Annotated in this window: 20 protein-coding genes; 11 read left to right on the top strand and 9 right to left on the bottom strand. The window is 53.8% G+C overall.

All coding sequences use genetic code 11. The features are described 5' to 3' along the window. Positions 1 to 85: 85 nt before the first annotated feature. From ebgA to HV243_RS03015, 3 genes are all read left to right on the top strand, one after another. The gene (gene ebgA / locus HV243_RS03025) at positions 86 to 3178 is read left to right on the top strand and encodes a beta-galactosidase subunit alpha (protein ID WP_053389282.1); all 3093 of its coding nucleotides are present in this window, start codon (positions 86 to 88) and stop codon (positions 3176 to 3178) included. Next, on the top strand, positions 3175 to 3624 hold the full coding sequence (locus HV243_RS03020; RefSeq protein WP_016154597.1) for a beta-galactosidase subunit beta: 450 nt from the start codon (positions 3175 to 3177) through the stop codon (positions 3622 to 3624). Before ebgA ends, HV243_RS03020 begins: the two co-directional genes overlap by 4 nt. Positions 3625 to 3689: 65 nt before the next feature. Then, positions 3690 to 5123: an amino acid permease gene (locus HV243_RS03015; RefSeq protein ID WP_016154598.1), complete on the top strand. Its 1434-nt coding sequence runs from the start codon at positions 3690 to 3692 to the stop codon at positions 5121 to 5123. A gap of 212 nt (positions 5124 to 5335) precedes the next feature. On the opposite strand, the gene HV243_RS03010 is transcribed toward HV243_RS03015, so the two are convergent. Genes HV243_RS03010 through HV243_RS02990 form a run of 5 tightly spaced genes read right to left on the bottom strand, consistent with a single transcriptional unit; the run spans position 5336 to position 10963 of the window. Beyond that, positions 5336 to 6394 carry a glycoside hydrolase family 130 protein gene (locus HV243_RS03010; RefSeq protein WP_019077748.1) on the bottom strand — a complete coding sequence of 353 codons (1059 nt, stop codon included), beginning with the start codon at positions 6392 to 6394 and terminating at the stop codon, positions 5336 to 5338. Then, complete coding sequence (locus HV243_RS03005; RefSeq protein WP_053389281.1) at positions 6378 to 7961, bottom strand: alpha-glucosidase; 1584 nt, start codon at positions 7959 to 7961, stop codon at positions 6378 to 6380. The genes HV243_RS03010 and HV243_RS03005 overlap by 17 nt, the downstream gene beginning before the upstream one ends. Before the next feature lie 11 nt (positions 7962 to 7972). After that, positions 7973 to 8800, bottom strand: coding sequence for a carbohydrate ABC transporter permease (locus HV243_RS03000; RefSeq protein WP_053389280.1), 828 nt, complete (start codon positions 8798 to 8800; stop codon positions 7973 to 7975). Further along, entirely contained in the window at positions 8801 to 9667 is an 867-nt protein-coding gene (locus HV243_RS02995) for a sugar ABC transporter permease (protein WP_016154602.1), read from the bottom strand. It lies immediately after the preceding gene. Between the two features lie 9 nt (positions 9668 to 9676). After that, positions 9677 to 10963, bottom strand: a complete 1287-nt coding sequence (locus tag HV243_RS02990; RefSeq protein ID WP_047358956.1) for an ABC transporter substrate-binding protein — start codon at positions 10961 to 10963, stop codon at positions 9677 to 9679. Between the two features lie 211 nt (positions 10964 to 11174). On the opposite strand from HV243_RS02990, the gene HV243_RS02985 reads away from it, so the two are divergent. From HV243_RS02985 to HV243_RS02970, 4 genes are all read left to right on the top strand, one after another. Next, complete coding sequence (locus tag HV243_RS02985; RefSeq protein ID WP_053389279.1) at positions 11175 to 12221, top strand: LacI family DNA-binding transcriptional regulator; 1047 nt, start codon at positions 11175 to 11177, stop codon at positions 12219 to 12221. A 25-nt stretch (positions 12222 to 12246) separates the two neighbouring features. Beyond that, positions 12247 to 13635, top strand: a complete 1389-nt coding sequence (locus HV243_RS02980) for a phosphomannomutase/phosphoglucomutase (RefSeq protein WP_047414090.1) — start codon at positions 12247 to 12249, stop codon at positions 13633 to 13635. Then, positions 13632 to 14699, top strand: a complete 1068-nt coding sequence (gene ugpC, locus HV243_RS02975) for a sn-glycerol-3-phosphate ABC transporter ATP-binding protein UgpC (protein ID WP_049040409.1) — start codon at positions 13632 to 13634, stop codon at positions 14697 to 14699. Before HV243_RS02980 ends, ugpC begins: the two co-directional genes overlap by 4 nt. A 141-nt stretch (positions 14700 to 14840) precedes the next feature. Beyond that, complete coding sequence (locus HV243_RS02970) at positions 14841 to 16859, top strand: NADPH-dependent 2,4-dienoyl-CoA reductase (RefSeq protein WP_053389278.1); 2019 nt, start codon at positions 14841 to 14843, stop codon at positions 16857 to 16859. A gap of 56 nt (positions 16860 to 16915) precedes the next feature. Here HV243_RS02970 and rlmG read toward each other — a convergent pair whose 3' ends face one another. Next, the gene (rlmG, locus tag HV243_RS02965) at positions 16916 to 18052 is read right to left on the bottom strand and encodes a 23S rRNA (guanine(1835)-N(2))-methyltransferase RlmG (RefSeq protein WP_053389277.1); all 1137 of its coding nucleotides are present in this window, start codon (positions 18050 to 18052) and stop codon (positions 16916 to 16918) included. An 83-nt stretch (positions 18053 to 18135) separates the two neighbouring features. Here rlmG and HV243_RS02960 point away from each other — a divergent pair, with 83 nt between their 5' ends. From HV243_RS02960 to sstT, 4 genes are all read left to right on the top strand, one after another. Further along, positions 18136 to 18636, top strand: a complete 501-nt coding sequence (locus HV243_RS02960) for a M48 family metallopeptidase (RefSeq protein WP_053389276.1) — start codon at positions 18136 to 18138, stop codon at positions 18634 to 18636. 72 nt (positions 18637 to 18708) lie between these two features. Further along, on the top strand, positions 18709 to 19707 hold the full coding sequence (locus HV243_RS02955; RefSeq protein WP_016154610.1) for a Gfo/Idh/MocA family oxidoreductase: 999 nt from the start codon (positions 18709 to 18711) through the stop codon (positions 19705 to 19707). A gap of 271 nt (positions 19708 to 19978) precedes the next feature. After that, positions 19979 to 20947 (top strand): TerC family protein, encoded by a 969-nt coding sequence (locus tag HV243_RS02950; RefSeq protein WP_053389292.1) that lies wholly within the window; start codon positions 19979 to 19981, stop codon positions 20945 to 20947. Positions 20948 to 21189: 242 nt separating this feature from the next. Then, positions 21190 to 22434: a serine/threonine transporter SstT gene (sstT, locus tag HV243_RS02945; protein WP_016154612.1), complete on the top strand. Its 1245-nt coding sequence runs from the start codon at positions 21190 to 21192 to the stop codon at positions 22432 to 22434. A 14-nt stretch (positions 22435 to 22448) separates the two neighbouring features. On the opposite strand, the gene HV243_RS02940 is transcribed toward sstT, so the two are convergent. From HV243_RS02940 to uxaC, 3 genes are all read right to left on the bottom strand, one after another. Further along, positions 22449 to 23003, bottom strand: coding sequence for a YgjV family protein (locus HV243_RS02940; RefSeq protein ID WP_016154613.1), 555 nt, complete (start codon positions 23001 to 23003; stop codon positions 22449 to 22451). Between the two features lie 206 nt (positions 23004 to 23209). Continuing rightward, complete coding sequence (locus tag HV243_RS02935) at positions 23210 to 24697, bottom strand: altronate dehydratase family protein (RefSeq protein WP_046274730.1); 1488 nt, start codon at positions 24695 to 24697, stop codon at positions 23210 to 23212. 15 nt (positions 24698 to 24712) lie between these two features. Continuing rightward, the gene (gene uxaC / locus HV243_RS02930) at positions 24713 to 26125 is read right to left on the bottom strand and encodes a glucuronate isomerase (protein ID WP_053389275.1); all 1413 of its coding nucleotides are present in this window, start codon (positions 26123 to 26125) and stop codon (positions 24713 to 24715) included. Positions 26126 to 26585 lie beyond the last annotated feature (460 nt).

Genomic DNA, 26585 nt, shown 5'->3' with positions numbered 1-26585 from the left:
GTAAAACTTTTACTAAAATCACCATCAATTACACTTACTCACCATTACAATGAATGGTTCCGATTTTTCTCCACCGGGAGGCCTTATGAATCGCTGGGAAAACATTCAGCTCACCCACGAAAATCGACTGGCGCCACGCGCATATTTTTTCTCTTATGACTCCGTTGCGCAGGCTCGCTCGTTTGCCCGCGAAACCAGCAGCCTCTTTCAGTTGCTAAGCGGTCAGTGGAATTTTCAGTTCTTTGAGCATCCGCTGCAGGTGCCGGAAACCTTTACGTCGCAGTTTATGAATGACTGGGGCAGCATCACCGTCCCAGGCATGTGGCAGATGGAAGGACATGGCAAACTGCAGTATACCGACGAAGGTTTTCCTTTCCCGATTGATGTCCCCTACGTTCCGACCAATAACCCCACCGGAGCCTACCAGCGCATTTTCTCCCTCAGCGAAGGCTGGCTGGGCAAACAAACGCTGATTAAATTTGATGGCGTAGAAACCTACTTCGAAGTTTACGTGAATGGTCAGTACGTCGGTTTCAGCAAAGGCAGCCGCCTGACGGCTGAATTTGATATCAGCGCGGTGGTGAAGACCGGTGACAACCTGCTGTGCGTTCGCGTAATGCAATGGGCTGATTCCACTTACGTTGAAGACCAGGACATGTGGTGGTCGGCGGGAATTTTCCGCGACGTCTATCTGGTAGGCAAACAGGCGACCCATATTCAGGATTTTACCGTTCGCACCGAGTTCGATGATGACTATCGCGACGCTACCCTCACCTGCGACATTGCGCTGGAAAACCTGGCTGCCACGCCAGCGATGGCGTCGCTCGAATACACCTTGTTTGACGGTGAGCAGGCGCTGCATAGCGGCGTGATTAACAATCTGGCAGTGGATCAACACACCCTCACCGCTTTTAATTTCAAGGTTAGCGCGCCGCAGCAGTGGTCAGCGGAATCGCCGTATCTTTATCATCTGGTGATGACGCTGAAAGATGCCAACGGCAATCTCCTTGAGGTCGTGCCACAGCGGGTCGGATTCCGCGATATCAAAGTTCGCGACGGTCTGTTTTACATCAATAACCGCTACGTGATGCTGCATGGCGTTAACCGCCACGACAACGATCATCTAAAAGGCCGTGCGGTTGGCATGGATCGCGTTGAAAAAGATCTGCTGTTAATGAAGCAGCACAACATCAATTCCGTGCGTACCGCCCATTACCCGAACGATCCGCGCTTCTATGAATTGTGCGATATCTACGGTCTGTTCGTGATGGCCGAAACCGACGTTGAATCTCACGGCTTCGCCAATATCGGCGATATCAGCCGGATAACGGACGATCCGCTGTGGGAAAACGTCTACGTTGAGCGCATCGTGCGCCACATCCATGCACAAAAAAACCACCCGTCGATCGTCATCTGGTCGCTCGGCAACGAATCCGGATACGGCTGTAACATCCGCGCCATGTATCACGCCGCGAAAGCGCTGGATGACACGCGTCTGATCCATTACGAAGAAGATCGTGACGCCGAAGTGGTGGATATCATCTCCACCATGTACACCCGTGTGCCGCTGATGAATGAGTTTGGCGAATATCCACATCCTAAGCCGCGCATCATCTGCGAATATGCTCACGCCATGGGCAACGGTCCCGGCGGGCTGACGGAATATCAGAACGTCTTTTATCAGCATGACTGCATTCAGGGACACTATGTCTGGGAGTGGTGCGATCACGGGATTCAGGCCAAAGATGACGACGGCAACGTCTGGTACAAATATGGCGGCGACTACGGCGACTATCCGAACAATTATAACTTCTGCCTTGATGGCCTGATTTATTCCGATCAAACCCCGGGGCCGGGTCTGCAGGAATACAAGCAGGTGATTGCGCCAGTAAAAGTACGCGCACAGGATCTGGCTCGCGGCGAGCTACGGGTAGAAAACAAACTGTGGTTTACCACGCTTGACGACTACACCTTGCATATTGAGGTTCGCGCCGAGGGAGATACGCTTTCTGCTCAGCAGATAAAACTGCGCGACGTCCCTCCTGACAGCGATACCCTGGTGCAATGCACACTGCCGGAGCTGGATGCGCGCGAAGCGTTCCTCAACGTCATCGTGACGAAAGATTCCCGTACGGCATACAGCGAAGCCGGGCACCACATCGCGACTTATCAGTTCCCGCTGAAGGCCAGAACGGCGGCTGCCGTACCGTTTAGCCAGCAAAACGCTACCCCTCTGACGCTGGAAGACAGCCGCCAGAGCTGCACCATACGCGGTTATAACTTCCTTCTGACCTTCTCAAAACTGAACGGTAAGCCCATTAGCTGGACCGTTAACGGTGAGGAGCTGATTACCCGCGAGCCGAAGATTAATTTCTTCAAACCAACCATTGATAACCACAAACAAGAGTTCGAAGGCCTTTGGCAACCAAATCATTTACAGATTATGCAGGAGCATCTGCGCGATTTTGCCATTGAGCAAACCGATGACGCGCTGTTGATAACCAGCCAGACGATTATCGCCCCGCCGGTATTTGATTTCGGTATGCGCTGTACCTACCGCTGGCGGATTGCCGCAGACGGTCAGTTGAACGTGGAGCTTTCCGGCCAGCCTTACGGCGAGTACCGGGACATTATTCCGTGCATCGGCTTCACGATGGGCATCAACGGCGATTTGGGGCAAGTGGCGTATTACGGACGTGGTCCCGGTGAAAACTATGCCGATAGCCAGCAGGCCAACATCATCGATATCTGGCGCAGCAGCGTGGATGAGATGTTCGAAAACTATCCGTTCCCGCAAAACAACGGCAATCGTCAGGACGTGCGCTGGGCAACGCTAACCAACCGCCACGGCAACGGTCTGCTGGTGGTTCCGCAGCACCCTGTCAACCTGAGCGCCTGGCGCTATACGCCAGAAAATATCTTTACCGCACAGCACTGTAATGCGCTGCAGCGCAGCGATGACATCACCCTGAATCTGGACCACCAGGTGCTGGGCTTAGGCTCCAACTCCTGGGGAAGCGAGGTGCTTGATTCCTGGCGCGTCTGGTTCCGTTCGTTCAGCTACGGCTTCACGTTGTTGCCGGTTTCCGGTAGCGAATCTAGCGCTCAAACCGCCGCCAGCCGCGTCTTTGGTACCGGGTTCTTTTCCACGAATTTGCACAGTGAGAATACAAAATGAGGATCATCGACAACTTAGCGCAGTTCCAACAAATTTACGCATCCGGGAAGAAGTGGCAGCGCTGCGTCGAAGCGATTGAAAATATTGATAATATTCAACCAGGCGTCGCCCACTCTATCGGTGATTCCCTGAGCTATCGCGTGGAGACAGACTCCGCAACCGATGCGCTGTTTACCGGTCATCGTCGTTATTTTGAGATCCATTACTACCTGCAAGGACAGCAAAAAATAGAGTATGCCGCCAAAGAGGATCTCCAGGTGGTTGAATATTATCGCGATGAAACCGATCGCGAATATCTGAAAGGCTGTGGAAAAACCGTAGAAGTGCGCGAAGGACAAATGGTTATTTGTGACAACCATGAAGCCTATCGTTTTATTTGTAATAACGCAGTGAAAAAAGTCGTACTCAAAGTCACCATCGAAGATGGTTATTTTCATAATAAATAAAAACACAGGCGGCGCCGACGTTGCGCCGCCAGTACCCTATAATAATCAGGAATCGGAGATGTGCTATGTCTGATACCAAACGTAATACCATCGGCAAGTTCGGCTTACTTTCACTCACCTTTGCCGCGGTTTATAGTTTTAATAACGTTATCAACAATAATATTGAGCTTGGTCTGGCATCCGCACCGATGTTTTTCCTCGCGACGATCTTCTACTTTATTCCGTTCTGCTTAATCATCGCTGAATTTGTTTCGCTGAATAAAAACTCCGAAGCCGGTGTCTATGCATGGGTGAAAAGTTCGCTGGGCGGACGTTGGGCATTTATTACCGCCTACACCTATTGGTTCGTTAACCTGTTCTTTTTTACCTCGCTGTTACCCCGTGTTATCGCCTACGCCTCATATGCTTTTTTAGGCTACGAATACATTCTGACGCCGTTCGCAACCACTGTATTAAGTATGGTGCTGTTTGCCTTCTCCACCTGGGTTTCGACCAACGGCGCAAAAATGTTAGGACCAATTACTTCGGTCACCTCCACATTGATGCTGCTGCTGACCCTGTCCTACATCCTGCTGGCGGGTACTGCGCTGGTTGGCGGCGTACAGCCTGCTGACCCTATCACCGTAGACGCAATGATCCCGAATTTTAACTGGGCCTTCCTCGGTATCACCACCTGGATCTTTATGGCGGCAGGCGGTGCGGAGTCGGTGGCAGTGTACGTCAACGACGTCAAGGGCGGGTCCAAATCGTTCGTGAAGGTTATTATCATTGCCGGGATTTTTATTGGCGTGCTCTATTCCATCTCCTCGGTACTGATCAACGTCTTCGTGAGCAGCAAAGAGCTGAAATTTACCGGTGGTTCGGTACAGGTATTCCACGGCCTGGCGGCATACTTTGGCCTGCCGGAACTGATCGTTAACCGCTTTGTCGGCCTGGTCTCCTTTACCGCGATGTTCGGCTCTCTGCTGATGTGGACCGCAACGCCGGTGAAAATTTTCTTCTCTGAAATTCCGGCGGGTATTTTCGGTAAAAAAACCGTCGAACTGAATGAAAACGGCGTTCCGGCCCGCGCAGCCTGGATTCAGTTCCTGATTGTTATCCCGCTGATGATTATCCCAACGCTCGGCTCCAATACCGTGCAGGATTTAATGAACACCATCATCAACATGACAGCCGCCGCATCGATGCTGCCGCCGCTGTTTATTATGCTGGCTTACCTGAATCTGCGCGCAAAACTGGACCACTTACCGCGCGACTTCCGTATGGGTTCGCAAAAAACCGGCATTATTGTGGTATCGATGCTGATTGTCCTTTTCACCATCGGGTTTATTGCCTCGACCTTCCCGACCGGTGGTAACATCATGACCATTATTTTCTATAACGTCGGGGGGATTGTTATTTTCCTCGGTTTTGCCTGGTGGAAATACAGTAAATACATCAAAGGGCTAACCAAAGAAGAAAAAGCTATTGAGGCGGCTCCCGCGTCAGATATTAATTAAAATATCAATAACGATTAGAGCTGTCTGTTTTCTTGCTCACCTGAAATACAATGTGAAATTAAATATACAGACTTGCAGGGCATTTATTGCCCTGCAAGTCTGTTGCGTATTTTCATTATTTGCAGAAAAGATTCGTCCACCAGCGGCCGCAACGTGTGAATCGATACCCCTTGCCAGAAGGAGGTTTAGCAACCCAGGACGCTCTGCGGCATTTATTCAACCCCCAGATGCCGCCACAGTTTGTCCAGCGGCATTGTCGCCAGCGCCACACACTCATCGGCGGCGCCGTACCAGACGTGCAGCGTCTCATCGCGGATCAGCGCCCCACAGGTGAACACCACGTTGCCGAAGAAGCCTTCGCGCTCGTAGGGCGCATCTGGCTCCAGCAACGGTACCGGTGATTTCGCCAGAATGCGGGTCGGCTCGTTGAGATCCAGCAGCAGCGCGCCAAGGCAGTAGCGCTGATCGGCATCCACACCGTGGTAGATCTCCAGCCAGCCGCGATCGGTTTTTAATACCGGCGCGCCGCCGCCTGATTTACGGCAGTCCCAGGCATCGCCGGACCGTCCCAGCAGGTGGCGATGGTTGCCCCAGTGCAACATATCCGGCGACTCGCAGATCCAGATTTCCGGATGACCGAAGTGGCACGGGGCCGGACGGGTCAGGGCGTGATATTTACCGGCGATCTTTTCCGGGAAAAAGCAGACGTCGCGGTTGTCCGGGCAGAGGATCAACCCTTTTTTCTCCACCGTGACAAAATCTTTGGTCACCGCTAACGCGGTAGAGATCCCCAGCGACGACACCGCCGAGTAGTTGATGTACGCGGTATCATCGATGCGGGTGATCCGCGCATCTTCGCAGCCGAACTCTTCATATTGCGTATCGGCGATGATAAACGGCTGGCTGTCAATCCGGAAGTTCACCCCGTCGCGACTGCGCGCCAGACGCAGATGCGACATAGAGGTCAGCCACACCCGCGCCGGATCGCTTTTCAGCACGATCACCCGCGGATCGCTGAAATCATAGCGTTCATCGCGACGATCGAAACTCGCGGTGGCCTGTACCCAGCCCGCATCGGTTTTTTCCAACAGCGGTACGACACGCTGCTGCGGGTCGGAATTGATCACGCTTTCCGCCACTCGCAGCAGCAAAACGATCTCCCCGTCACACTCCGTTACGCCAGCATTGAAAACACAATCGACCTTCCTTCCGGGCAGTGAAGGCGTCACGTCCGCCGGGGTAATCAACGGGTTTTTACTGTGCCTGTCCATGTACTCTCCTTTTGATCAAACATTGATTCTTGCCAATCCATTGCGCGTCCTCTCCGTACAGCACTTCAGCCTCAATCTCCTGCCACGGATTGCGAACGGGCGCACCAAAGTTGATGGCGACCCAGACCTGCTCCGCCGCCGTCGAACGGGTAAACCAGACGCATTCGTCAGTGAGGTCAAGCGAGTCCTGCTGTCCCTGATGCAGCGCCGCAACGCGGCGGCGCAGGGCGATCAGCCGTCGGTACTGATGCCAGAACGATGTCTCATCCTGCTGCTGGCGCTCCGCGTTAATCAGGGCGATATCGCCGCCGACGGGCATCCACGGCGCGACGGAGGAAAATCCGCCAAAGGGGGCGTCGCGCCAGGGCAGCGGCGCGCGCGAACCATCCCGCGAATGTTCAATAGCCAGCGCCAGCGCCTGCTGTGGGCTGCTGCCTGCGGCAAGGGCGGTGCGGTAATGGGTTTTTCCCTGAATATCAAAAAGCTGCTCTGCCGTTTGCGGACGGTAGTCGGTCACCCCCAGCTCTTCTCCCTGGAAGATAAACGGCACGCCGCTCACCGTTAGCTGAAGCGCCAGCACCGCCAGCGCCCGCCCGGTATCGCGCTCGTTTTCGCCAAAGCGGCTGATCATCCGCGACATATCATGGCTGGAGAAAAACAGCGTCGGTAAACCCGACTGCGCAGCCAGCGTGGTTTTTAACTGGCTGAAAAGACGGGAAACATCAAAGGTTTTCTGGCTGCCGATATTAAAATTAAACACCACGTCCATCAGCTGAGGGCTTTGATAGCGGCTGAGCACGTCAGGGTCTTCGCTGCCGATTTCGCCAATCAGGAAATAGTCCCCCTGCGCCCGAACATGGGCACACAGTCGTTGCAGCGTCTCCGGGAGTCGCGGCTGATTGATGTCAAATTCATGGCGCTGCTCGCCGTTCTCTTCCGGGTTATCAGGCCCAATGCCGTCGGTAGTAAGAAAGTTGATGACGTCAAAGCGAAAACCGTCCACCCCCTGCGTAACCCAGAAATCCACCACCCGGTAAATTTCCTGTTCCACCGCGGGGTTGGCCCAGTTGAGATCCACCTGGCCGGGCGCGAATTTATGGTAATAAAATTCGCCGGTGTCAGGCTCCGCGGTCCACGCGCTGCCGGAAAAGAAAGAACGCCAGTTATTCGGCTGGCGGCGAAAAAGGAAATAATCACGATAGCGGCTGTCCGGATTATTCCACGCATCGCAAAACCAGGGATGTTCTGAGGAGACGTGATTGACCACCAGATCGATAATCACCCGAATGCCTCTGGCGTGGCAGCCGTCAACCACCCGGCGAAAATCGTCGAGAGTGCCGAAACGGGCGTCAACGGCGCAGTAATCGCTGATATCGTAGCCGTTATCCACCAGCGGAGAGGGATAAAACGGCGTGATCCACACCGCGCCGATGCCCAGCGCCTGCAAATAATCCAGCCGGGAAATCAGGCCCGGAAAATCGCCCAGCCCGTCGTTATTGCCGTCGCAAAACGAAGGCAGATAAATTTGATAACAGGTACACGCCTGCCACCACGGTTGCTTTTTCACCGTCACGTTCCTTATTTCAGTGATAACGACATGCCTTCGAGGAAGTATTTTCTGAACAGAATAAACAGGACAACGATTGGCAGCATCTGCACCACCGACCCCGCCAGCACCGGTCCCAGGTAGATGCCGTAGGATTTGCTGAAGGTGGCGAGCAGCACCGAAAACGGCATTTTGTCCACTTCGCGCATCACGATCAGCGGCCAGAGGAAGTTGTCCCATGAGCTGGAAAAGGTGAACAGTGCGACAATCGCCAGAATGGATTTATTCAGCGGCATCATCACATGCCGCAAGATCCCCCACAGGCTGGCGTGATCGAGCCTTGCGGCATACAGGTAATCATTCGGCGTGCCTTTAAAGCTCTGCGAAACCATAAAAATGCCCCAGGCGCTCATCGCATACGGCAGGATCATCGCCCCGTAGCTGTTGATCAGCCCCAGTTCACGCATCAGGACAAACTGTGGAATGATGAACATAAAGACCGGGAAAACCATCTGCACAATCAACAGGTTGCGAAACGCATTTTTGCCGCGAAACTCGGTTTTCGCGACGGCATATCCCACCAGCATTGAGGTCAGCGTGACGCAGACGGTAATGGTGAGCGACACGAACAGCGAGTTAACCAGGGTGCGCAAAAAAGGTTTGTCCGCCCGGTTGCTGTTATCGAACAGAAAAGCGTAATTATCCAGCGTCAGATGACCGGAAAACAGCCCGGTCGTGTAGATTTGCGCCGTCGGTTTCAACGAGGAGATCACCATCCAGATAAAAGGATAAAGCCAGGTGAGCGCCAGCAAAAACATCACGGCGTGAATGAGCAGCGTTAAAGGAGTCAGTTTCTTCATTCACACAATCTCGATATGTTTTTCGAATACTTTGCGGAAGACCCAGATGGCGAGGAAACTGCATGCCGCAACGATAATCGACATGGTCGCCGCCCAGGTTGGCTTCATTTTCTGGAACGCCACTTCATACATCACCACCATCGGACTGGTGGTGCTGTTGAGCGGCCCGCCGCCGGTGATAAGATACGGCTCGGTAAAGATGCTGAACGCCACGGTAATCGCCAGCACCATCACCATCACGATTTGCGCGTTCATCATCGGCAGGGTAATCGCCCAACTTTGCTTAAACTTCCCGGTTTTATCCAACTGCGCCGCGCTGTAAATATCCGCGGGGATCGCCACCATCCCGGAATAGAGAATCAGCCCGTAATAACCGACGAATTTCCAGGTAACAATTAACGCAATGGATAACATGGCGCAGTCAGGGTTGGTAAACCAGGGCACAGAGATGCCGAAACTGGCCTGTAAAAATTGATTGACCGGCCCGTATTCGCTGAACAGTTTTGCAAAGACGATGGAATAGGCCACCCCCGAAGAGATATTCGCCAGTAAAAAGCTCAGGGCAATAAAACTTTTCCCGTACTTAATTTTTCGTAATCCCGCGGCAAACAGCAGCGAGGCAAGAAAGACAATCGGGATATACCACATTAAAAAACGGCACACGTTCCACATCGACTGCCAGAATAACGCGTCATGAAACACGCCAATGATATTCTGTAATCCGCTAAACGTCGGCGTGCCAATAAATTGCCAGTTCGTCACGCTAAGCACGACCAGCCAGCACAGCGGATAAAACCAGAACAGCAACGAATAACCGATCCACGTGGAGGCCAACAGGCCTCCGGTGCGGGATTCATATCCAGCCATTTTTTCCCCTTATTTCGCCAGCAACGTGTTAATTTCCTGCGCGGATTTATCGAGGGTGGCTGCCGGATCGGCGTGGTTGAAAATGACCTGCTCCAGCATCTGCGTCATGCTGCGCTGAATCTCCGTGGTTTGCGTAGTGGCCGCTGGCGGCAGCGCGACGTCCACGTAAGATGCGATCGCCTTCTCCAGCGGGTTTTTCTCAAAGTAATTCACAAACAGCGGATTACTCATTAAATCACTGCGTGCTGGCGGCATACCGGTCAGCTCCAGCCAGCTCCGGTCGTGCTCGGCGTTGTTAAAGACCCACTGAATAAACGCCCACGCCTGCGCTTTGCGCTTGCTGGAACTGAAGATAACCACCCCTTTGCTGTCGCCGAACGTATACGGGTGCGCGTCGCCTTTCTCGGTGAGCATCGGCCCAATTTGCAGCGTTTTGAGGATCTCCGGATACTGCTTGTGATAGCGAGCGATATCCCACGGACCGCGCGCGGATGCCAGCACCTGTCCGGTCGCTAACGGATCGTCGGCGGCGGTGAAGTCGTAGCTGCTCCACTTGCTGTTAAAGACTTTCCCCATAAAGGTCAGTACCGCCTGTCCGGCAGGATCGGCAAACGTCGCCTGATGACCCGCGAGGTAAGGTTTACCGCCGTTTTGCGCATAATAAAGCGGAATAAAATCGAACCAGCGTTCCCACCAGTTTTTCCCGGCGGTCATCTGGATAACATAGCCGTTATTATCCGCCGCCCGGCGCTCTGCCAGCTGATAAAGCTCATCATAACGGGTCGGAACATGGTCAAAACCATACTGCTTGAGTAAATCGCCCCGCCACCACCAGACGATAGGATTAATATAGATTGGCAGAACGTGTTGCTCGCCGTTTAATTGCCAGGCAGGAATAATTTTGCCCATCTGTCGGTTATTAACGAGTTCATTAAAACCACTCATTTTAGACAGGTCTTCAAGCTGACCAATTTCCACCAACTGGCTGGCAAAACCGATAAAGATATTACTGGAAATATCGGGTTCCGTGCCGGAAGCCAGCGCGTTCATTATTGCCTCTTCAGAACTGCTGGCGGCAGGAATGGGCGTAAATTCGACCGGGGTATGCGCCGGGTCTTTATTCCATTCTTTAACCATAGTATTCCAGAAGGCTTCTTCATTTTCGTTTGGTGCCACCCACATTTTAATTGGCGTTTTTGCTGTCTCTGCGGATTTTTTATCATCCGGACCGCAACCAGAAATACAAAATGCGAATAGTACACAGGCTGTTAATTTAGCTAATATTACAATTCTCACGATAATTCTCCATTTACTTTCAATAAGTATTGATTTACCGCTACCCTGCTATTGAATGGAGCGTAAATTAACACCCCCTTTTTATGTTTAACGTTAAACAAATCACAAAACGATTTTTGTTTAACGTTAAACTTTGCATCAACGTTCAACGCAATGGACGATAGAAATAAATAATTCACGCCAATATATAAACCCAACAAATATATTAAAAATGAAAATAAACGTTAATGATAATAAAGATAAGAAACGTATTACGATAAAATCATTGGCCAAGATTATGGGTATTTCCCATACCACGGTGTCGAACGCATGGAATAATCCGGAAAAATTATCTCCGGAGCTGCGCCAGCGAATTTTGCAATATGCCAGCGAGCTTGGCTTTCAGGGACCGGACAAGCTGGCGCGCGCGCTGCGTACCGGTAAATCTGACACCATCGGCGTGATATTCAACGACTCTATGAGTTACGTGTTTATCGATCCCCACGACATTGCGCTGATGCGGGGGATCGCCGTCCAGTGTGAAGAACAAAACGTCAATCTGGTCTTGATCCCTTTGCGTAAGCGGCAACAGACGCCGCTCAACACCCTGGTTGATGGCTATATTCTCAACGCCACGCATAACAATGCGGCCATGATCCAGCACGCGCTGGCTCATGGGCGTCCGGTGGTCACGCTCGATTTTCAGTTTCCCGACCACAGCAGCGTCTCCATCGATAACGCCTGCGCCATGCGCGATATTGCCCGCTATCTGGCCGATAAAGGTCATCGACATTTCGGCATCATCGCCTTTCCGTCACAGCCCTCCGCGCAGGGAATGTGCGATCTGACCGCCCCCGTCACCGGCGACAACCTGCTGATGCTCTCCCGCGTGAATGCCTGCCGGGAGGTTTTCCAGCAGCGCGGCTTCGCCCTTGATACGTGCTGGCTGTATCAAACCCGACACGATGAAGAACACGGCGAACAGGCGGCCAAAGCGTTACTGGAAACCCATTCGGAGATCACTGCGCTTATCTGCCTTTCCGATCGCTTCGCCGTCGGCGCGATCCACTACTGCCAACGGCAGCAGCTGGCGGTTCCGCAGCGGGTTGCCGTTACCGGTTTCGATAATCTCGCCGTTGAGGTGGCGGGAATACGCCTGACCACCATCGCGCAAGACGCGGAAAAGAAAGGGGAAATGGCCGTCAAATTGCTGCTCACCAGAGGACCGGTGACCCACTATGAATTGCCTTACCAGCTCATCATTCGGGAGTCAGCCTGACTCATTAATTACAGAAGAGTAGATTATGGATGAACTAACCTGTTTTAAAGCCTACGACATTCGCGGTGAGGTTGGCGTCAACCTGACGCCGGATATCGCCTTTCGCATCGGTCGCGCTTACGCCGCCTGGCGCCATCCGCGCCGGGTAGTGATCGGCGCCGACATTCGCCTTAGCTCGGAATCGTTAAAATCCGCCGTGACCGACGGGCTGATTTCCAGCGGCGTGGATGTTATCGACCTTGGTCTGTCAGGCACCGAAGAGATCTATTTCGCCACCCGGGAACTGCGTGCCGACGGCGGCATTCAGATTACCGCCAGCCATAACCCGGCGCAGTACAATGGTATGAAACTGGTGCGCGAAGAGGCGCGTCCGATCAGTAACGACAACGGCCTGCTGGAGATAAAAGCGCTGGCGGAGCGCAACGACTTTGCTCCGATTGTCCATCGTGGCAGCCTCATCCCTTATGATAATCGCCCCGCCTGGATTGCCTGCCTGCTGCGCTTCCTTCAGCATCCGCCGACTCGCCCGCTACGTATTGTGACCAACGCCGGACATGGCACCGTCGGGCCTGCGCTTGACGCGATCGCCGACGGACTAGCCCGTGCGGGCGTTCAGATTGAGTTTATTCGACTGCACCATCAGCCGGACGGTCATTTCCCCGCAGGCGTGCCCAATCCGATGCTGACGGAAAACCGCCTCATCACCCAGCAGGCGGTTATCGAGAATCAGGCTGATTTCGGCATCGCCTGGGATGGCGATTTCGATCGCTGCTTCTTCTTTGATGAGTGTGGCCGCTTTATTGAGAGCTACTACCTGGTTGGCCTGTTCGCCGAGCACTTCCTGCAACGCTCCGCAGGCAGTCACATCATTCTCGACCCGCGCCTGACGTGGAATACGCTGGACGTTGTAACTCGCTGCGGCGGAATCCCGGTCATCAGCAAAACCGGGCATGCCTTTATCAAAGCGCGAATGCGCGAAGAGGACGCGGTCTACGGCGGAGAAATGAGCGGCCACCACTACTTCCGCGATTTTGGCTATTGCGACAGCGGAATGATCCCACTGGTATTGCTGCTGCAAATTATCGGCAGCGACAGCCGTCCGCTGTCGGCGTATATCGAACACGCCCAGGTACGCTTTCCGGTTTCCGGCGAAATCAATCTGACGGTGGCCGATCCGCAATCGGTCATGCAATCCATCGCCGCTCACTATCTGCAAGCCGGCGGCCTGCGTGACGATTGCGATGGGTTGAGCATCGACTTCGTTGACTGGCGCTTCAACTTACGCGCCTCCAACACCGAGCCGCTGCTGCGCCTGAACGTGGAAACCCGCGCGGATACGGCACTGCTGGCGCGCAAAACCGATGAACTTTTAACGCTGATTGCAGCCTGGGATTCTGACAAGGAGAGGTTATGACCGCGCTAAGCCTGAGCAATATTCATAAAGCCTGGGGCAAGAACACCATCATTGAAAATCTGTCGCTGGAGATCGCCTCCGGGGAGTTCATTGTGCTGGTTGGCCCTTCCGGATGCGGGAAATCCACGCTGCTGCGGATCATCGCCGGACTGGAAATCCCCGACGGCGGTAAACTGGTGATGGGGGGAAAAGAGGTCACCAGGCTTGCGGCGGGCAAACGCAACCTGTCGATGGTGTTTCAGTCCTACGCCCTCTACCCGCATATGACCGTCAGGGAAAATCTGTCATTCGGTTTACGTAATATCAATACGCCCGCCGCCGAGATTGATAAGCGGGTCGCTCACGCCGCCAGCATGCTGAAGCTGGAAGAGATGCTGGACAGGCTGCCGCAGAATCTGTCCGGCGGGCAGCGCCAACGTGTGGCGATCGGGCGTTCTATTGTCCAGCAACCGGAACTGTTTCTGTTTGATGAACCGCTGTCTAACCTGGATGCCGCGTTGCGGGTCGGGATGCGCCAGGAGATCCAGCAACTGCATAACACCCTGAAAAACACCATGATCTATGTAACGCACGATCAGGTGGAGGCGATGACGCTGGCCGATCGCATCGTGGTGCTTTACAAGGGAAAAATTGAGCAGGTGGGCACGCCGCTGGAGCTGTATAACACCCCGGCAAACCTGTTTGTCGCTGAGTTTATCGGCACGCCGAAAATCAATGTTCTGCCAGCGGTATGGCGCGAAGGCGCGCTGCATATCGCCGATAACCTTGTCTTCCGCCTCACCCGTCAGCCAGCAGGCGTTAGCGACGGGGACAAGCTGTTTGTCGCCATCCGCCCGGAGCATATGCAGTACCAGCAGACCGGGGATTTCACATTGCAAGGTCGTACCCGGCTGTGTGAATTACAGGGCGACTCCACGCTGGTGTGGTTGGATTTAGCCGGCCACCCCGTGTGCCTGAAGTCTTTTCAACAGCTTAGCTTCATGCCGGATACACCACTTACGCTCACCGTACAAGAGTCGCACCTGCATCTCTTTGACGGTCTGGGTAAACGACTGGCGTTCTGACCCACTTGCCCTTGCGTCCGCAGGGGCATTTTTTGAATCCCATCACAATCACGGCATTCCCCTTTTCCCTTTTACGCGGCGACGGCTAAATTATTAACTCATCCGACCACATAACAATAATTTTACATACTGGACACCTTTATGAGCTATCCGTCGCTGTTCGCCCCGCTCGATTTAGGCTTCACCACGCTTAAAAACCGCGTGCTGATGGGTTCAATGCATACCGGGCTGGAGGAGTATCCCGACGGTGCAGAACGGCTGGCCGCGTTCTACGCCGAACGCGCCCGTCACGGCGTAGCGTTAATTGTGAGCGGAGGTATTGCGCCTGCGCTTTCCGGCGTGGGGATGGAAGGCGGCGCGATGCTGAACGACACCAGCCAGCTTGCACATCATCGCGTCATTACCGACGCCGTGCATGACGAAGGCGGCAAAATCGCCCTGCAAATCCTGCATACCGGGCGTTACAGCTACCAGCCGCATCTGGTGGCACCTTCTGCCATTCAGGCGCCAATCAACCGCTTTACGCCGCATGAGCTGACGCACGATGAGGTGCTGCAGTTGATTGAAGATTTCGCCCACTGCGCTCAACTGGCGCGGGAAGCGGGCTATGATGGCGTCGAAGTGATGGGCTCGGAAGGCTATCTCATCAACGAATTCCTGACTCTGCGCACCAATCAGCGCAATGACGAATGGGGCGGCGAGTATGCCAACCGCATGCGTTTTGCCGTGGAAGTGGTGCGCGCGGTACGCCAGCGTGCCGGAAATGACTTTATTATTATCTTCCGCCTGTCGATGCTCGATCTGGTGGAAAATGGCGGAACCTTCGACGAAACCGTCCAGCTGGCGCAAGCGATAGAAGCCGCAGGGGCGACCATTATTAACACCGGTATTGGCTGGCATGAGGCGCGTATTCCCACTATCGCCACCCCGGTGCCGCGCGGCGCGTTTAGTTGGGTGACTCGTAAGCTGAAAGGGCATGTGACGATCCCACTGGTCACCACCAACCGCATTAACGATCCTCAAGTCGCCGATGACATTCTGGCCCGTGGCGATGCCGATATGGTGTCGATGGCCCGTCCGTTCCTCGCCGATGCCGAACTGCTGTCAAAAGCGCAAACCGGGCGAGCGGATGAGATCAATACCTGTATCGGCTGTAACCAGGCCTGCCTGGATCAGATCTTCGTCGGCAAAGTCACCTCTTGCCTGGTGAATCCGCGCGCCTGCCATGAGACCAAAATGCCGATCGTTGCCGCCACTGTGCCGAAAAATCTGGCGGTTGTCGGAGCAGGTCCTGCAGGCCTCGCCTTCGCCATTAATGCCGCCGCACGCGGTCATCACGTGACATTGTTTGACGCGCATAGCGAGATTGGCGGGCAGTTTAATATCGCTAAGCAGATCCCCGGCAAAGAAGAATTTTATGAAACCCTGCGCTACTACCGCCGGATGATCGATGTGACTGGCGTGTCGCTGAAGCTGAATCACTTTGTCAGCGCACGCGATCTGTCCCCCTTCGATGAAGTGATCCTCGCCAGCGGGATCGAGCCACGTATGCCACCGATCGAGGGGATCGCACATCCTAAAGTGCTGAGCTATCTCGACGTCCTGCGCGATAAAATGCCGGTGGGCAAACGCGTGGCGATTGTTGGCTGCGGCGGGATCGGTTTTGATACCGCCATGTATTTGAGCCAGCCCGGTGAGCCCACCAGCCAAAACATTGCGGAATTCTGCGTGGAATGGGGGATCGACACCAGCCTGCAACAGCCTGGCGGCTTACGCCTGGAAGGCCCGCACTTATCCCGCAGCCCGCGCCAGATAGTGATGTTGCAGCGCAAAGCCAGCAAACCGGGACAAGGTTTAGGGAAAACGACGGGCTGGATCCATCGCGCCACCCTGCTCTCACGCGGCGTGAAAATGATCCCGGCAGTTAGCTATCAGAAAATTGATGATGATGGGTTACACGTCGTGTTGAACGGTGAACCGTTGATCTTTAACGTGGATAACGTGGTGATTTGCGCCGGACAAGAGCCGCGCCGTGAACTGGTTGATCCACTCCACGCGGCAGGTAAAACGGTACATCTGATCGGCGGCTGCGATGTGGCGATGGAGCTGGATGCCCGGCGCGCTATTGCCCAAGGGACGACGCTGGCGCTGGAAATTTAACAGTATGTATTTCGTAGGCCGGATAAGGCGGTCACGCCGCCATCCGGCACACACGATTAGCGGCGGCGACCGGTTTTGACCGCTTTTAGCACCACGAATTTATTATTGGTGGCGATGGTCACGCAGTTGCCGAAAATCTTCTTCAGCTTGTGGAAGTAGTCAAGGTGACGGTTAGCCACAATGTACAGCTCACCGTTGATTTTCAGGCAGCGGCGAGCGTGGTTGAACATCTCCCAGGCAATGTTATCCGTCAGCGCGTGCTTCTGGTGGAACGGTGGGTTGCACAGCACGGCGTTAAAGCGGAACGGTTCGACGCCCGACAGCGCGTTGTTGATCATAAACTCACAGCGATCCAGCGCTTCAGGCATGTTACTTTCCACGTTCAAGCGGCTTGAAGCCACCGCCATCGGCGATTCATCAACAAATACCACGCTGGCTTCCGGGTTCTTCGCCAGCAGCGTCATACCGATGACGCCGTTACCACAGCCGAGGTCAACAATCTCCCCTTCGAGGTTTTCCGGCAGATTCTCGATAAAAAAGCGCGCGCCGATATCCAGTCCGGTACGGGAGAAGACGTTGGCGTGGTTATGGATAGTCCATTCGGTACCTTCCAGCTTCCAGCTTAGCGTTTGCGAGGCAGCGGCCAGCTCAGGTTTGCTGAACGTACAGTTGATTAAACGGGCTTTTTTCCAGGCCAGCGTCGTGGTGGTTGGACCCAATACTTTTTCAAACAGCTCCAGCGTTGAGGTATGCACATCACGCGCTTTTGCCCCGGCGATGATACGCGTTCGCGGCGTTACCACTTCGCGCAGCGCGCGCAGTTGCTGCTCCAGCAGCGCCATGGTTTTTGGCAGCTTAATCAGCACCACGCCCGGCGCCTGCGGGTAGTCAGCCGTACTGTCGAGGAACTTGACGCTCGACTCGGCAATATCGTTGTGACGCAGGTTCTCGCGTGTGGCAAGCTCGCTGAGATAAGAATCGCCGATGCTGTACGGCGAATGTTGCGCCAGCGCACAGCCCAGCGCGCCAAAGGTATCATTCAGGATTAGCACCGGGCCGCTAATCTCGGTATCGTCCAGCTGTTGCAGCAGATATTCATCTGCCGCTTCCCACGCCAGCAGCGGGTTAACGTCATCCGTTTCCGGGAAACGTTTAAGTGACAGCGAACGGAAACCGTTGTCTATGTGGCTCATCGGCCCTCCTGAATGGTAAAATTTCGGCGTATCCCTGAAAAGGGTGCGTGAGTATACACTTTTTATGATTGGCATGGGCAAAGATGAACCAACTAACTTATCTCCAGGGCTACCCGGAACATTTGCTTTCTCAGGTGAGAACGCTGATTGCTGAACAGCGTCTGGGCACAGTGCTGGAGAAGCGCTATCCGGGGACGCATGATTTCGCGACCGACAAAGCGCTCTGGCAATATACTCAGGATCTGAAAAATCAGTTCCTGCGTAATGCCCCGCCGCTGAATAAAGTCATGTATGACAGCAAGATACACGTTCTGAAGAATGCGCTGGGGCTGCATACCGCCGTATCTCGCGTGCAGGGCGGTAAGCTAAAAGCCAAAGCGGAGATCCGCGTTGCCACCGTGTTTCGCAATGCCCCTGAACCTTTTTTACGCATGATCGTCGTTCATGAACTGGCGCATCTGAAAGAAAAAGAGCACGACAAAGCGTTTTACCAGCTGTGCTGTCATATGGAGCCTCAGTATCATCAGCTGGAGTTCGATACCCGCCTGTGGTTAACGCAACAATCGTTAAAGCAAACTGCGTAGTTGCGCACTGGCTTTGTCTTCAGGGCATGCTAAATTGACGAAAGGATCCCTTTTCGCAGCCTGAAGGCCATTATGATACGTTTCGCAGTAATTGGCACAAACTGGATCACCCGCCAGTTTGTCGATGCCGCCCATGAAACCGGCAAATATAAGTTAACCGCGGTCTATTCCCGTAGCCTCGAGCAGGCGCAGACCTTCGCCAACGATTACCCCGTCGAGCATCTGTTTACCTCGCTGGAAGCGATGGCGCAAAGCGAGGCGATCGACGCCGTCTACATCGCCAGTCCAAACTCCCTACACTTCCCGCAGACCGAGCTGTTTTTGCGGCACAAAAAGCATGTTATTTGCGAAAAGCCGCTGGCCTCAAACCTGGCGCAAGCCGAAGCCGCTATCGCCTGCGCGCGCGAAAATCAGGTCGTGTTGTTTGAAGCGTTTAAGACCGCCAGCTTGCCTAACTTCCTGCTGTTGCAGCAATCTCTACCCAAAGTCGGAAGAATCAGGAAAGCGTTTATTAATTACTGCCAGTACTCCTCGCGTTACCAGCGCTATCTGGACGGTGAAAATCCGAACACGTTTAATCCGGCGTTCTCAAATGGCTCGATCATGGATATCGGTTTTTACTGCCTGGCCTCAGCGGTTGCGCTGTGGGGTGAGCCGCAAAGCGTTCAGGCCAGCGCCAGTCTGCTGGAAAGCGGCGTAGATGCCCACGGCGTGGTGGTGATGAATTACGGTGATTTCAGCGTCACACTCCAGCACTCAAAAGTAAGCGACTCGGTGTTAGCCAGTGAAATTCAGGGTGAGCAGGGATCGCTGGTGATCGAGCATATTTCCGAGTGTCAGAAAGTGTGCTTCGTTCCTCGCGGGGGGAAAACCCAGGATCTGACGACGCCTCAGCACATCAATACTATGCTGTATGAGGCAGAGGCTTTTGCTCATTTGGTTGAATCCGGCGAAGTGGATCACCCCGCACTGGCCGTCAGCCGTATCACCGCCAAACTGCAAACAGAGATTCGCCGCCAGACCGGCGTGATTTTCCCGGCAGATGAAGCGGTAACATCGCTGACAGCGTAAAGGTATGTAAAACGAATGTTGCAGGCCATTGACTGAATGCATGGCCTGTAATATTTTGTAACCCGCAAAGGGGAGTAACTTCGTTGTCGGTTGATCGTCATTACGATGTGTGAAAAACCACATCCGGTCGCCGGGCGATAACAAAGGAATACGCCATCGTATTCCTTTGTTGTTGTAAGTGAGACCTTGCCGAATGGCAAGGTCTATGCATAAAAAGCAGCGGCTAACGTCATTCGGCGTTGGCCGTTTTTTTTATGCATGGGGAAATACAATGAATACTGTCGGCACACCGTTGTTATGGGGTGGCTTCGCTGTCGTGGTGGTAATTATGCTGGCCATCGACCTGCTGTTGCAGGGTCGTCGTGGCGCGCATACGATGTCGATGAAGCAGGCTGCGGCCTGGTCAATCGTTTGGGTAACGCTGTCGTTACTGTTTAACGCCGTCTTCTGGTGGTACCTGGCACAAACCCAGGGCCGCGCCGTTGCCGACCCACAGGCGCTGGCGTTCCTTACCGGCTATTTGATCGAAAAATCGCTGGCAGTAGATAACGTCTTTGTCTGGTTGATGCTGTTCAGCTACTTCTCCGTACCGCCTGCGTTGCAGCGTCGGGTACTGGTGTATGGCGTGCTGGGAGCCATTGTTCTGCGTACGATCATGATCTTCGCCGGCAGTTGGCTTATCACCCAATTTGAGTGGCTGTTGTACGTGTTCGGTGCATTCCTGCTGTTTACCGGCGTGAAGATGGCGCTGGCGAAAGAAGATGCTTCCGGTATTGGCGACAGACCGTTAGTACGCTGGCTGCGCGGTCATTTGCGCATGACCGATACCATCGAAGATGAAAAATTCTTCGTGCGTAAAAACGGCATGCTGTTTGTTACGCCGCTGATGCTGGTGTTGATTCTGGTTGAGCTGAGCGACGTCATTTTTGCCGTCGACAGTATTCCGGCTATCTTTGCCGTCACTACCGACCCGTTCATCGTGTTGACCTCAAACCTGTTTGCTATTTTGGGTCTGCGCGCAATGTACTTCCTGCTGGCGGGCGTGGCGGAGCGTTTCTCCATGCTGAAGTACGGTTTGTCGGTCATTCTGGTGTTTATCGGTATTAAGATGCTGATCGTCGATTTCTACCATATCCCGATCGCTATCTCGTTAGGCGTGGTATTTGGCATTCTGTTTGTGACGCTGATTGTGAACGCCTGGGTCAACCACCAGCACGATAAAAAGCAGCAAATACAGTAAGTTTCATCTGCTAGCTGAAAAGCCCGACAGCACACTGCGTGCGTCGGGCTTTTTGTTTATCATGTCAAAATAATGTTAACTCAAAGTTATAAAATATGATCTCAACGCGAAATCCAGGATATTTCGCTTCCAGAACCCCGTTCTTTCCTTATACTCAGCCATGCAAACATTTGCCTCATCCTGAAAGATGCGTCTACAGAACGCACAAAGGCAGGGCAACAACACAATGAAAGGATTACTACATGACTACGCAACGTTCATCGGGGCTATTCTCGCGCTTGGCGCAAGGGAGCCTGGTTAAACAAATTTTGATCGGTTTGGTTCTGGGGATTTTACTGGCACTGGTGTCAAAACCTGCGGCAGAAGCCGTTGGTTTACTGGGTACTCTGTTCGTCGGCGCGTTAAAAGCCGTCGCACCAATTCTGGTTCTGATGCTGGTAATGGCTTCTATCGCCAACCACCAGCACGGGCAAAAAACCAATATCCGCCCAATCCTGTTCCTCTACCTGCTCGGAACATTTTCCGCAGCGTTAGCGGCCGTTGTCTTCAGCTTCGCCTTCCCATCGACACTGCATCTTTCCAGCAGCGCCAGCGATATCGTACCGCCGTCCGGCATTATCGAAGTGATGCGTGGTCTGCTAATGAGCATGGTTTCTAACCCAATTGATGCACTGCTTAACGCCAACTACATCGGCATCCTGGTTTGGGCCGTCGGTCTGGGCTTTGCGCTGCGTCACGGTAATGAAACGACCAAAAATCTGGTCAACGATATGTCCAACGCTGTCACCTTTATGGTGAAGCTGGTGATTCGTTTCGCGCCGATCGGTATCTTCGGCCTGGTCTCCTCCACGCTGGCAACCACCGGTTTCGCCACGCTTTGGGGCTACGCACATCTGCTGACCGTGCTGGTAGGCTGTATGCTGCTGGTAGCGTTGGTGGTCAACCCGCTGCTGGTATTCTGGAAAATTCGCCGCAACCCATATCCGTTAGTGCTGGCCTGTCTGCGTGAAAGCGGCGTATACGCCTTCTTTACCCGCAGCTCCGCGGCAAACATTCCGGTGAATATGGCGCTGTGTGAGAAGCTGAACCTGGATCGTGATACCTATTCGGTGTCTATCCCGCTGGGAGCCACCATCAACATGGCTGGCGCGGCGATCACCATTACCGTGTTGACGCTGGCGGCGGTAAATACGTTGGGTATTCCGGTCGATTTACCGACGGCGCTGTTACTGAGCGTGGTGGCTTCGCTGTGCGCCTGCGGCGCATCGGGCGTGGCGGGCGGTTCTCTGCTGCTGATCCCACTGGCATGTAATATGTTCGGTATCCCGAATGACATCGCCATGCAGGTCGTTGCCGTTGGCTTTATCATCGGCGTATTGCAGGATTCCTGTGAAACGGCGCTGAACTCTTCTACAGACGTCCTGTTTACCGCTGCGGCCTGCCAGGCTGAAGACGAACGTCTGGCAAATAACGCCCTGCGCGGCTAATCTCTGCCCCTCCGTCACCGGACGGAGGGGTTCTCTTCTTGTACGCTTTTTTCAATTTTGAATGGATCAATTCCGCGTTTTTGCATCCGCCGGAAGCGAATAATGTTCAGGCCGTTCATCACCAGAAAACTACCTTCGATCATCGTCCCACCAATCGATCCCAACCAGAAATTATGGATAACCCAACAGGCGGTTGCGCACCACATTACGCAGCGCACGGTCAGCCCCTGGCAGCGAAACAGCGCCCAGGTGCTGGCCAGCGTGCCGATAATCGGCAACAGCTCCATCGCATGCTGTAATTTCGCCAGCCCGAGAACCAGGGTGAGGATAATAAAAACGGTCATTACCCATAGTTTGCGGGTATGCATCGAGACGAGTGTGCGGATGGTGTTTAGCTCTGCACTCATTCCCGCAGGCCAGGCGCCCATCAGAAAAAAATGCACGCCAATGGTGGCGCTGTAGACGGCAAGTTGCAGCCGGAACCGGCGCTCATCTCGATTGAAAAAGGTGGTAATGCCGATCAAAAAGGCGATGACACCTACGCCCTGGGCCAGCCAATACGCGGTCATGGGAGATCCTTGTGAGGAAACGCAAATACAAACGGCGCCCCATATTATGAAACGCCGTTTTTAAAATCCACTCCATTTCGATTACCCAATAGATTTCGTGCTACCGCAAGGCGGTAAGTTCAGACATCCCCGGGAGCTTACTGGAGTAAGTGACCGGGGTGAATGGACGCAGCCAACGCGGCTGTCACGCGAAAGATGAAGGGTAATTACAATGTTACGCCGCTTTTAAAGATAGCCAGTTCCCGGAAATCGTTGCGCTCGTTGCAGGTTTGCTTGCCATTGGCGAACTCAACGATCGTATCGACAAACTCGCTCAGCAGCTGAGGCATCGCTTTACCGTGGATCAGCTGTCCGGCGTCAAAATCGATCCAGTGTTTTTTCTTGGCCGCCAGCTCGCTGTTGGTCGCTATTTTCACCGTCGGCACAAAACCGCCGTACGGCGTACCGCGGCCGGTGCTGAACAGCACCATATGACAGCCCGCGCCCGCGAGGGCACTGGTAGCAACCGCATCGTTACCCGGCGCGCTCAGTAAGTTCAGGCCGTGTGTCTTCAGGCGTTCGCCGTAGCGCAGTACGTCCACCACCTGGCTGGAGCCCGCTTTTTGCGTGCAGCCCAGAGATTTATCTTCCAGCGTGGTGATCCCGCCCGCTTTGTTGCCCGGCGATGGATTCTCGTAAATCGGCTGGTCGTGAGCAATGAAGTACTGCTTAAAGTCATTGACCATGGTCACCAGCTTGCCAAAGGTTTCTTCGTCACGGCAGTGGTCCATCAGCAGCTGCTCGGCACCGAACATTTCCGGTACTTCAGTCAGCACGGTGGTGCCGCCGTTGGCAATCACGTAGTCGGAAAAACGCCCCAGCATCGGGTTGGCGGTAATACCGGACAGGCCGTCAGAGCCGCCGCATTCCAGACCAAACTTCAGCTCGCCCAGCTTACCCGGCTCACGCTTATCGTTACGTATCACGTTGTACAACTGATGGAGATGTTCAATCCCCGCTTCCACTTCGTCTTCCTGATGTTGGCAGACCATAAAGTGAACACGCTCAGGATCGTACTCGCCTAAAGTTTCGCGGAAGGCATCAACCTGGTTGTTTTCACAGCCCAGGCCGACCACCAGCACCGCACCCGCATTCGGGTGGCGCACCATATTTTGCAGCATGGTACGGGTGTTGATGTGGTCATCACCCAGCTGTGAACAGCCGTAGGTGTGACTGAAAAGATGCACGCCGTCGATACCCTCGGCGTCGTTGGTCTCTTTCAGAAAGCGGTTCTGCATCTGACGCGCCATAGCGTTGACGCAGCCGACCGTCGGCAGGATCCACAGTTCGTTGCGCACGCCGACCTCGCCGTTGGCGCGACGGTAGATCTGTACATCGCGATCGGCGGGTTGAACAAGCTCTGCCTGAAAATCAGGGTGGTAGCTATACGTGTCCAGGTCGCTCAGATTCGTGCGCGTGTTGTGAGCATGAATATGCTCACCCGCCGCCACGTCCACCAACGTATGACCGATTGGCAAACCGTATTTAATGACGTTTTCGCCTTGCGCAATATCGCATAAAGCGAATTTATGGCCACGAGAAACCGCTTGGCGCAGGATTACCGCTTGCCCATCAACGGTGACTTCGGTTCCTTCAGCCAAATCAGCGAGCGCTACCGCGACGTTATCCAGCGTATGGATCTTGATGTATTGCATACCTTCACCCAGGCCTTAGTTCAGTTCAATGGCGAAATAATCACGCGCATTGTTGAAGCAAATATTTCTGACCATTTCACCCAACAGCTGGATATCTGCCGGCGCTTCACCTGCAGCAACCCAACGGCCAATCATCTGGCACAGGATGCGACGGAAGTATTCATGGCGCGTGTATGACAGGAAGCTACGGCTATCGGTCAGCATGCCGACGAAACGGCTCAGCAGACCGAGCTGGGCCAGCTGCGTCATCTGACGTTCCATACCGTCTTTCTGATCGTTGAACCACCAGCCGGAACCGAACTGCATCTTGCCCGGCATACCTTCGCCCTGGAAGTTGCCGATCATGGTGCCCAGCACTTCGTTATCGCGCGGGTTCAGGCAGTAGAGAATGGTTTTCGGCAGCAGGTTCTGTTCGTTCTGCTTGCTCAGCAGTTTGGACAGCTCTTCGGCCATCGGGCGATCGTTGATGGAGTCGAAGCCGACATCCGCACCCAACAGTTTGAACTGACGCAGGTTGTTATTACGCAGCGCGCCGATATGGTACTGCTGTACCCATTCACGACGCGCGTATTCCGCACCGAGGAACACCAGCACCGCGGTTTTAAACTGGGCAACTTCATGCTCGCTCAGCGTTTCACCCGCCAGGCGGCGTGACAGAATGCTATCCAGTTCAGATTCGTTAGATTCAGCAAACAGCACCACGTCCAGCGCGTGGTCAGAGACTTTACAGCCGTGAGCCGCAAAGTGATCCAGACGTTTGGTCAGCGCAGCTTGCAGGTCGCTGAAGCGGCGGATATCCGTGTCAGACACCTCACCGAGCTTCGCCATATAGTCATTAAAGGTCGCCTGCTCAATGTTAAAGGCTTTATCCGGACGCCAGCTCGGCAGCACTTTCACATCAAAGCTTGCGTCTTTAGCAACGGCCGCGTGATGCTCCAGAGAGTCGATCGGGTCATCGGTGGTACCGACCATTTTCACGTTCATCTGCTGCATGATGCCGCGTGCGGAGAATTTGTCCTGCGCCAGCAGTTCATTGCACTGGTTCCAGATTTCGTCAGCCGTTGCCGGAGACAGCAGCTTACCTGTAATACCAAACGGGCGACGTAATTCGAGGTGGGTCCAATGGTACAGCGGGTTACCGATTGTGTGCGGAACCGTGGCGGCCCAGGCGTCAAACTTCTCGCGATCGGACGCATCGCCGGTACACAGGCGCTCAGCGACGCCGTTAGTACGCATCGCACGCCACTTGTAGTGGTCACCCTTCAGCCAGATGTCATACAGGTTATTAAAACGGTAGTTTTCCGCGATTTGTTGCGGTGGCAAATGGCAGTGGTAGTCGAAGATTGGCTGGTCTTTGGCGTAATCATGATACAGACGGCGGGCAAATTCGGTGTCCAACAGGAAATCTTCAGTCATAAACGGGGTCATTATCGTCTTCCTCTCAGCGAGTGCGTCAGATTGCTTATGTTTTGATGTTGACAAAGTTATCACACCAATTTCCATGCACTGAAGATATTTTCGTGAGTTAGATCAACAAATGGCGACAAAAAAATTACTCTCAAAGAGGTAAACCTCGCGCCAAGCCGCACCAGCACTGGCTTTGCTGAATCGAAATAATGACCACACGAAGATTCACACTTTTGTGATGGCACTCACCTTTTAAAGCTGTATGACAAGTTATCTTTTTGCCGTCGCGATACATAAGCCGACGGAATGCAAATTACCGATGTATCACCATCGGATTAACCGGTACGGAAACCGAATTAGCACAAATATTGACATGGCAGAGTTCGGGGAGTACCGGCTTTTTTTCGGTTACCCCCTCGTAAAAGAACATCCTCCTCCCTGAACTGGAAGATGACCGCTCGTTCGCGGACATAACAAAACG

Origin of the sequence: Citrobacter sp. RHBSTW-00599, from assembly GCF_013784065.1 — a bacterium.
GTDB lineage: Bacteria > Pseudomonadota > Gammaproteobacteria > Enterobacterales > Enterobacteriaceae > Citrobacter > Citrobacter braakii.
This window is presented reverse-complemented; position numbering and strand designations above follow the sequence as displayed.

Coding starts and splice junctions, on each gene's coding strand:
- HV243_RS03010 (WP_019077748.1), bottom strand. CDS start 6,394: ATGGACAGGCACAGTAAAAACCCGTTGATTACCCCGGCGGACGTGACG.
- HV243_RS02960 (WP_053389276.1), top strand. CDS start 18,136: ATGAACCAACTAACTTATCTCCAGGGCTACCCGGAACATTTGCTTTCT.
- sstT (WP_016154612.1), top strand. CDS start 21,190: ATGACTACGCAACGTTCATCGGGGCTATTCTCGCGCTTGGCGCAAGGG.
- HV243_RS02995 (WP_016154602.1), bottom strand. CDS start 9,667: ATGGCTGGATATGAATCCCGCACCGGAGGCCTGTTGGCCTCCACGTGG.
- HV243_RS02940 (WP_016154613.1), bottom strand. CDS start 23,003: ATGACCGCGTATTGGCTGGCCCAGGGCGTAGGTGTCATCGCCTTTTTG.
- HV243_RS02950 (WP_053389292.1), top strand. CDS start 19,979: ATGAATACTGTCGGCACACCGTTGTTATGGGGTGGCTTCGCTGTCGTG.
- HV243_RS02955 (WP_016154610.1), top strand. CDS start 18,709: ATGATACGTTTCGCAGTAATTGGCACAAACTGGATCACCCGCCAGTTT.
- HV243_RS02980 (WP_047414090.1), top strand. CDS start 12,247: ATGGATGAACTAACCTGTTTTAAAGCCTACGACATTCGCGGTGAGGTT.
- HV243_RS03020 (WP_016154597.1), top strand. CDS start 3,175: ATGAGGATCATCGACAACTTAGCGCAGTTCCAACAAATTTACGCATCC.
- HV243_RS02985 (WP_053389279.1), top strand. CDS start 11,175: ATGAAAATAAACGTTAATGATAATAAAGATAAGAAACGTATTACGATA.
- rlmG (WP_053389277.1), bottom strand. CDS start 18,052: ATGAGCCACATAGACAACGGTTTCCGTTCGCTGTCACTTAAACGTTTC.
- ebgA (WP_053389282.1), top strand. CDS start 86: ATGAATCGCTGGGAAAACATTCAGCTCACCCACGAAAATCGACTGGCG.
- HV243_RS02935 (WP_046274730.1), bottom strand. CDS start 24,697: ATGCAATACATCAAGATCCATACGCTGGATAACGTCGCGGTAGCGCTC.
- ugpC (WP_049040409.1), top strand. CDS start 13,632: ATGACCGCGCTAAGCCTGAGCAATATTCATAAAGCCTGGGGCAAGAAC.
- HV243_RS03015 (WP_016154598.1), top strand. CDS start 3,690: ATGTCTGATACCAAACGTAATACCATCGGCAAGTTCGGCTTACTTTCA.
- HV243_RS03000 (WP_053389280.1), bottom strand. CDS start 8,800: ATGAAGAAACTGACTCCTTTAACGCTGCTCATTCACGCCGTGATGTTT.
- HV243_RS02970 (WP_053389278.1), top strand. CDS start 14,841: ATGAGCTATCCGTCGCTGTTCGCCCCGCTCGATTTAGGCTTCACCACG.
- uxaC (WP_053389275.1), bottom strand. CDS start 26,125: ATGACCCCGTTTATGACTGAAGATTTCCTGTTGGACACCGAATTTGCC.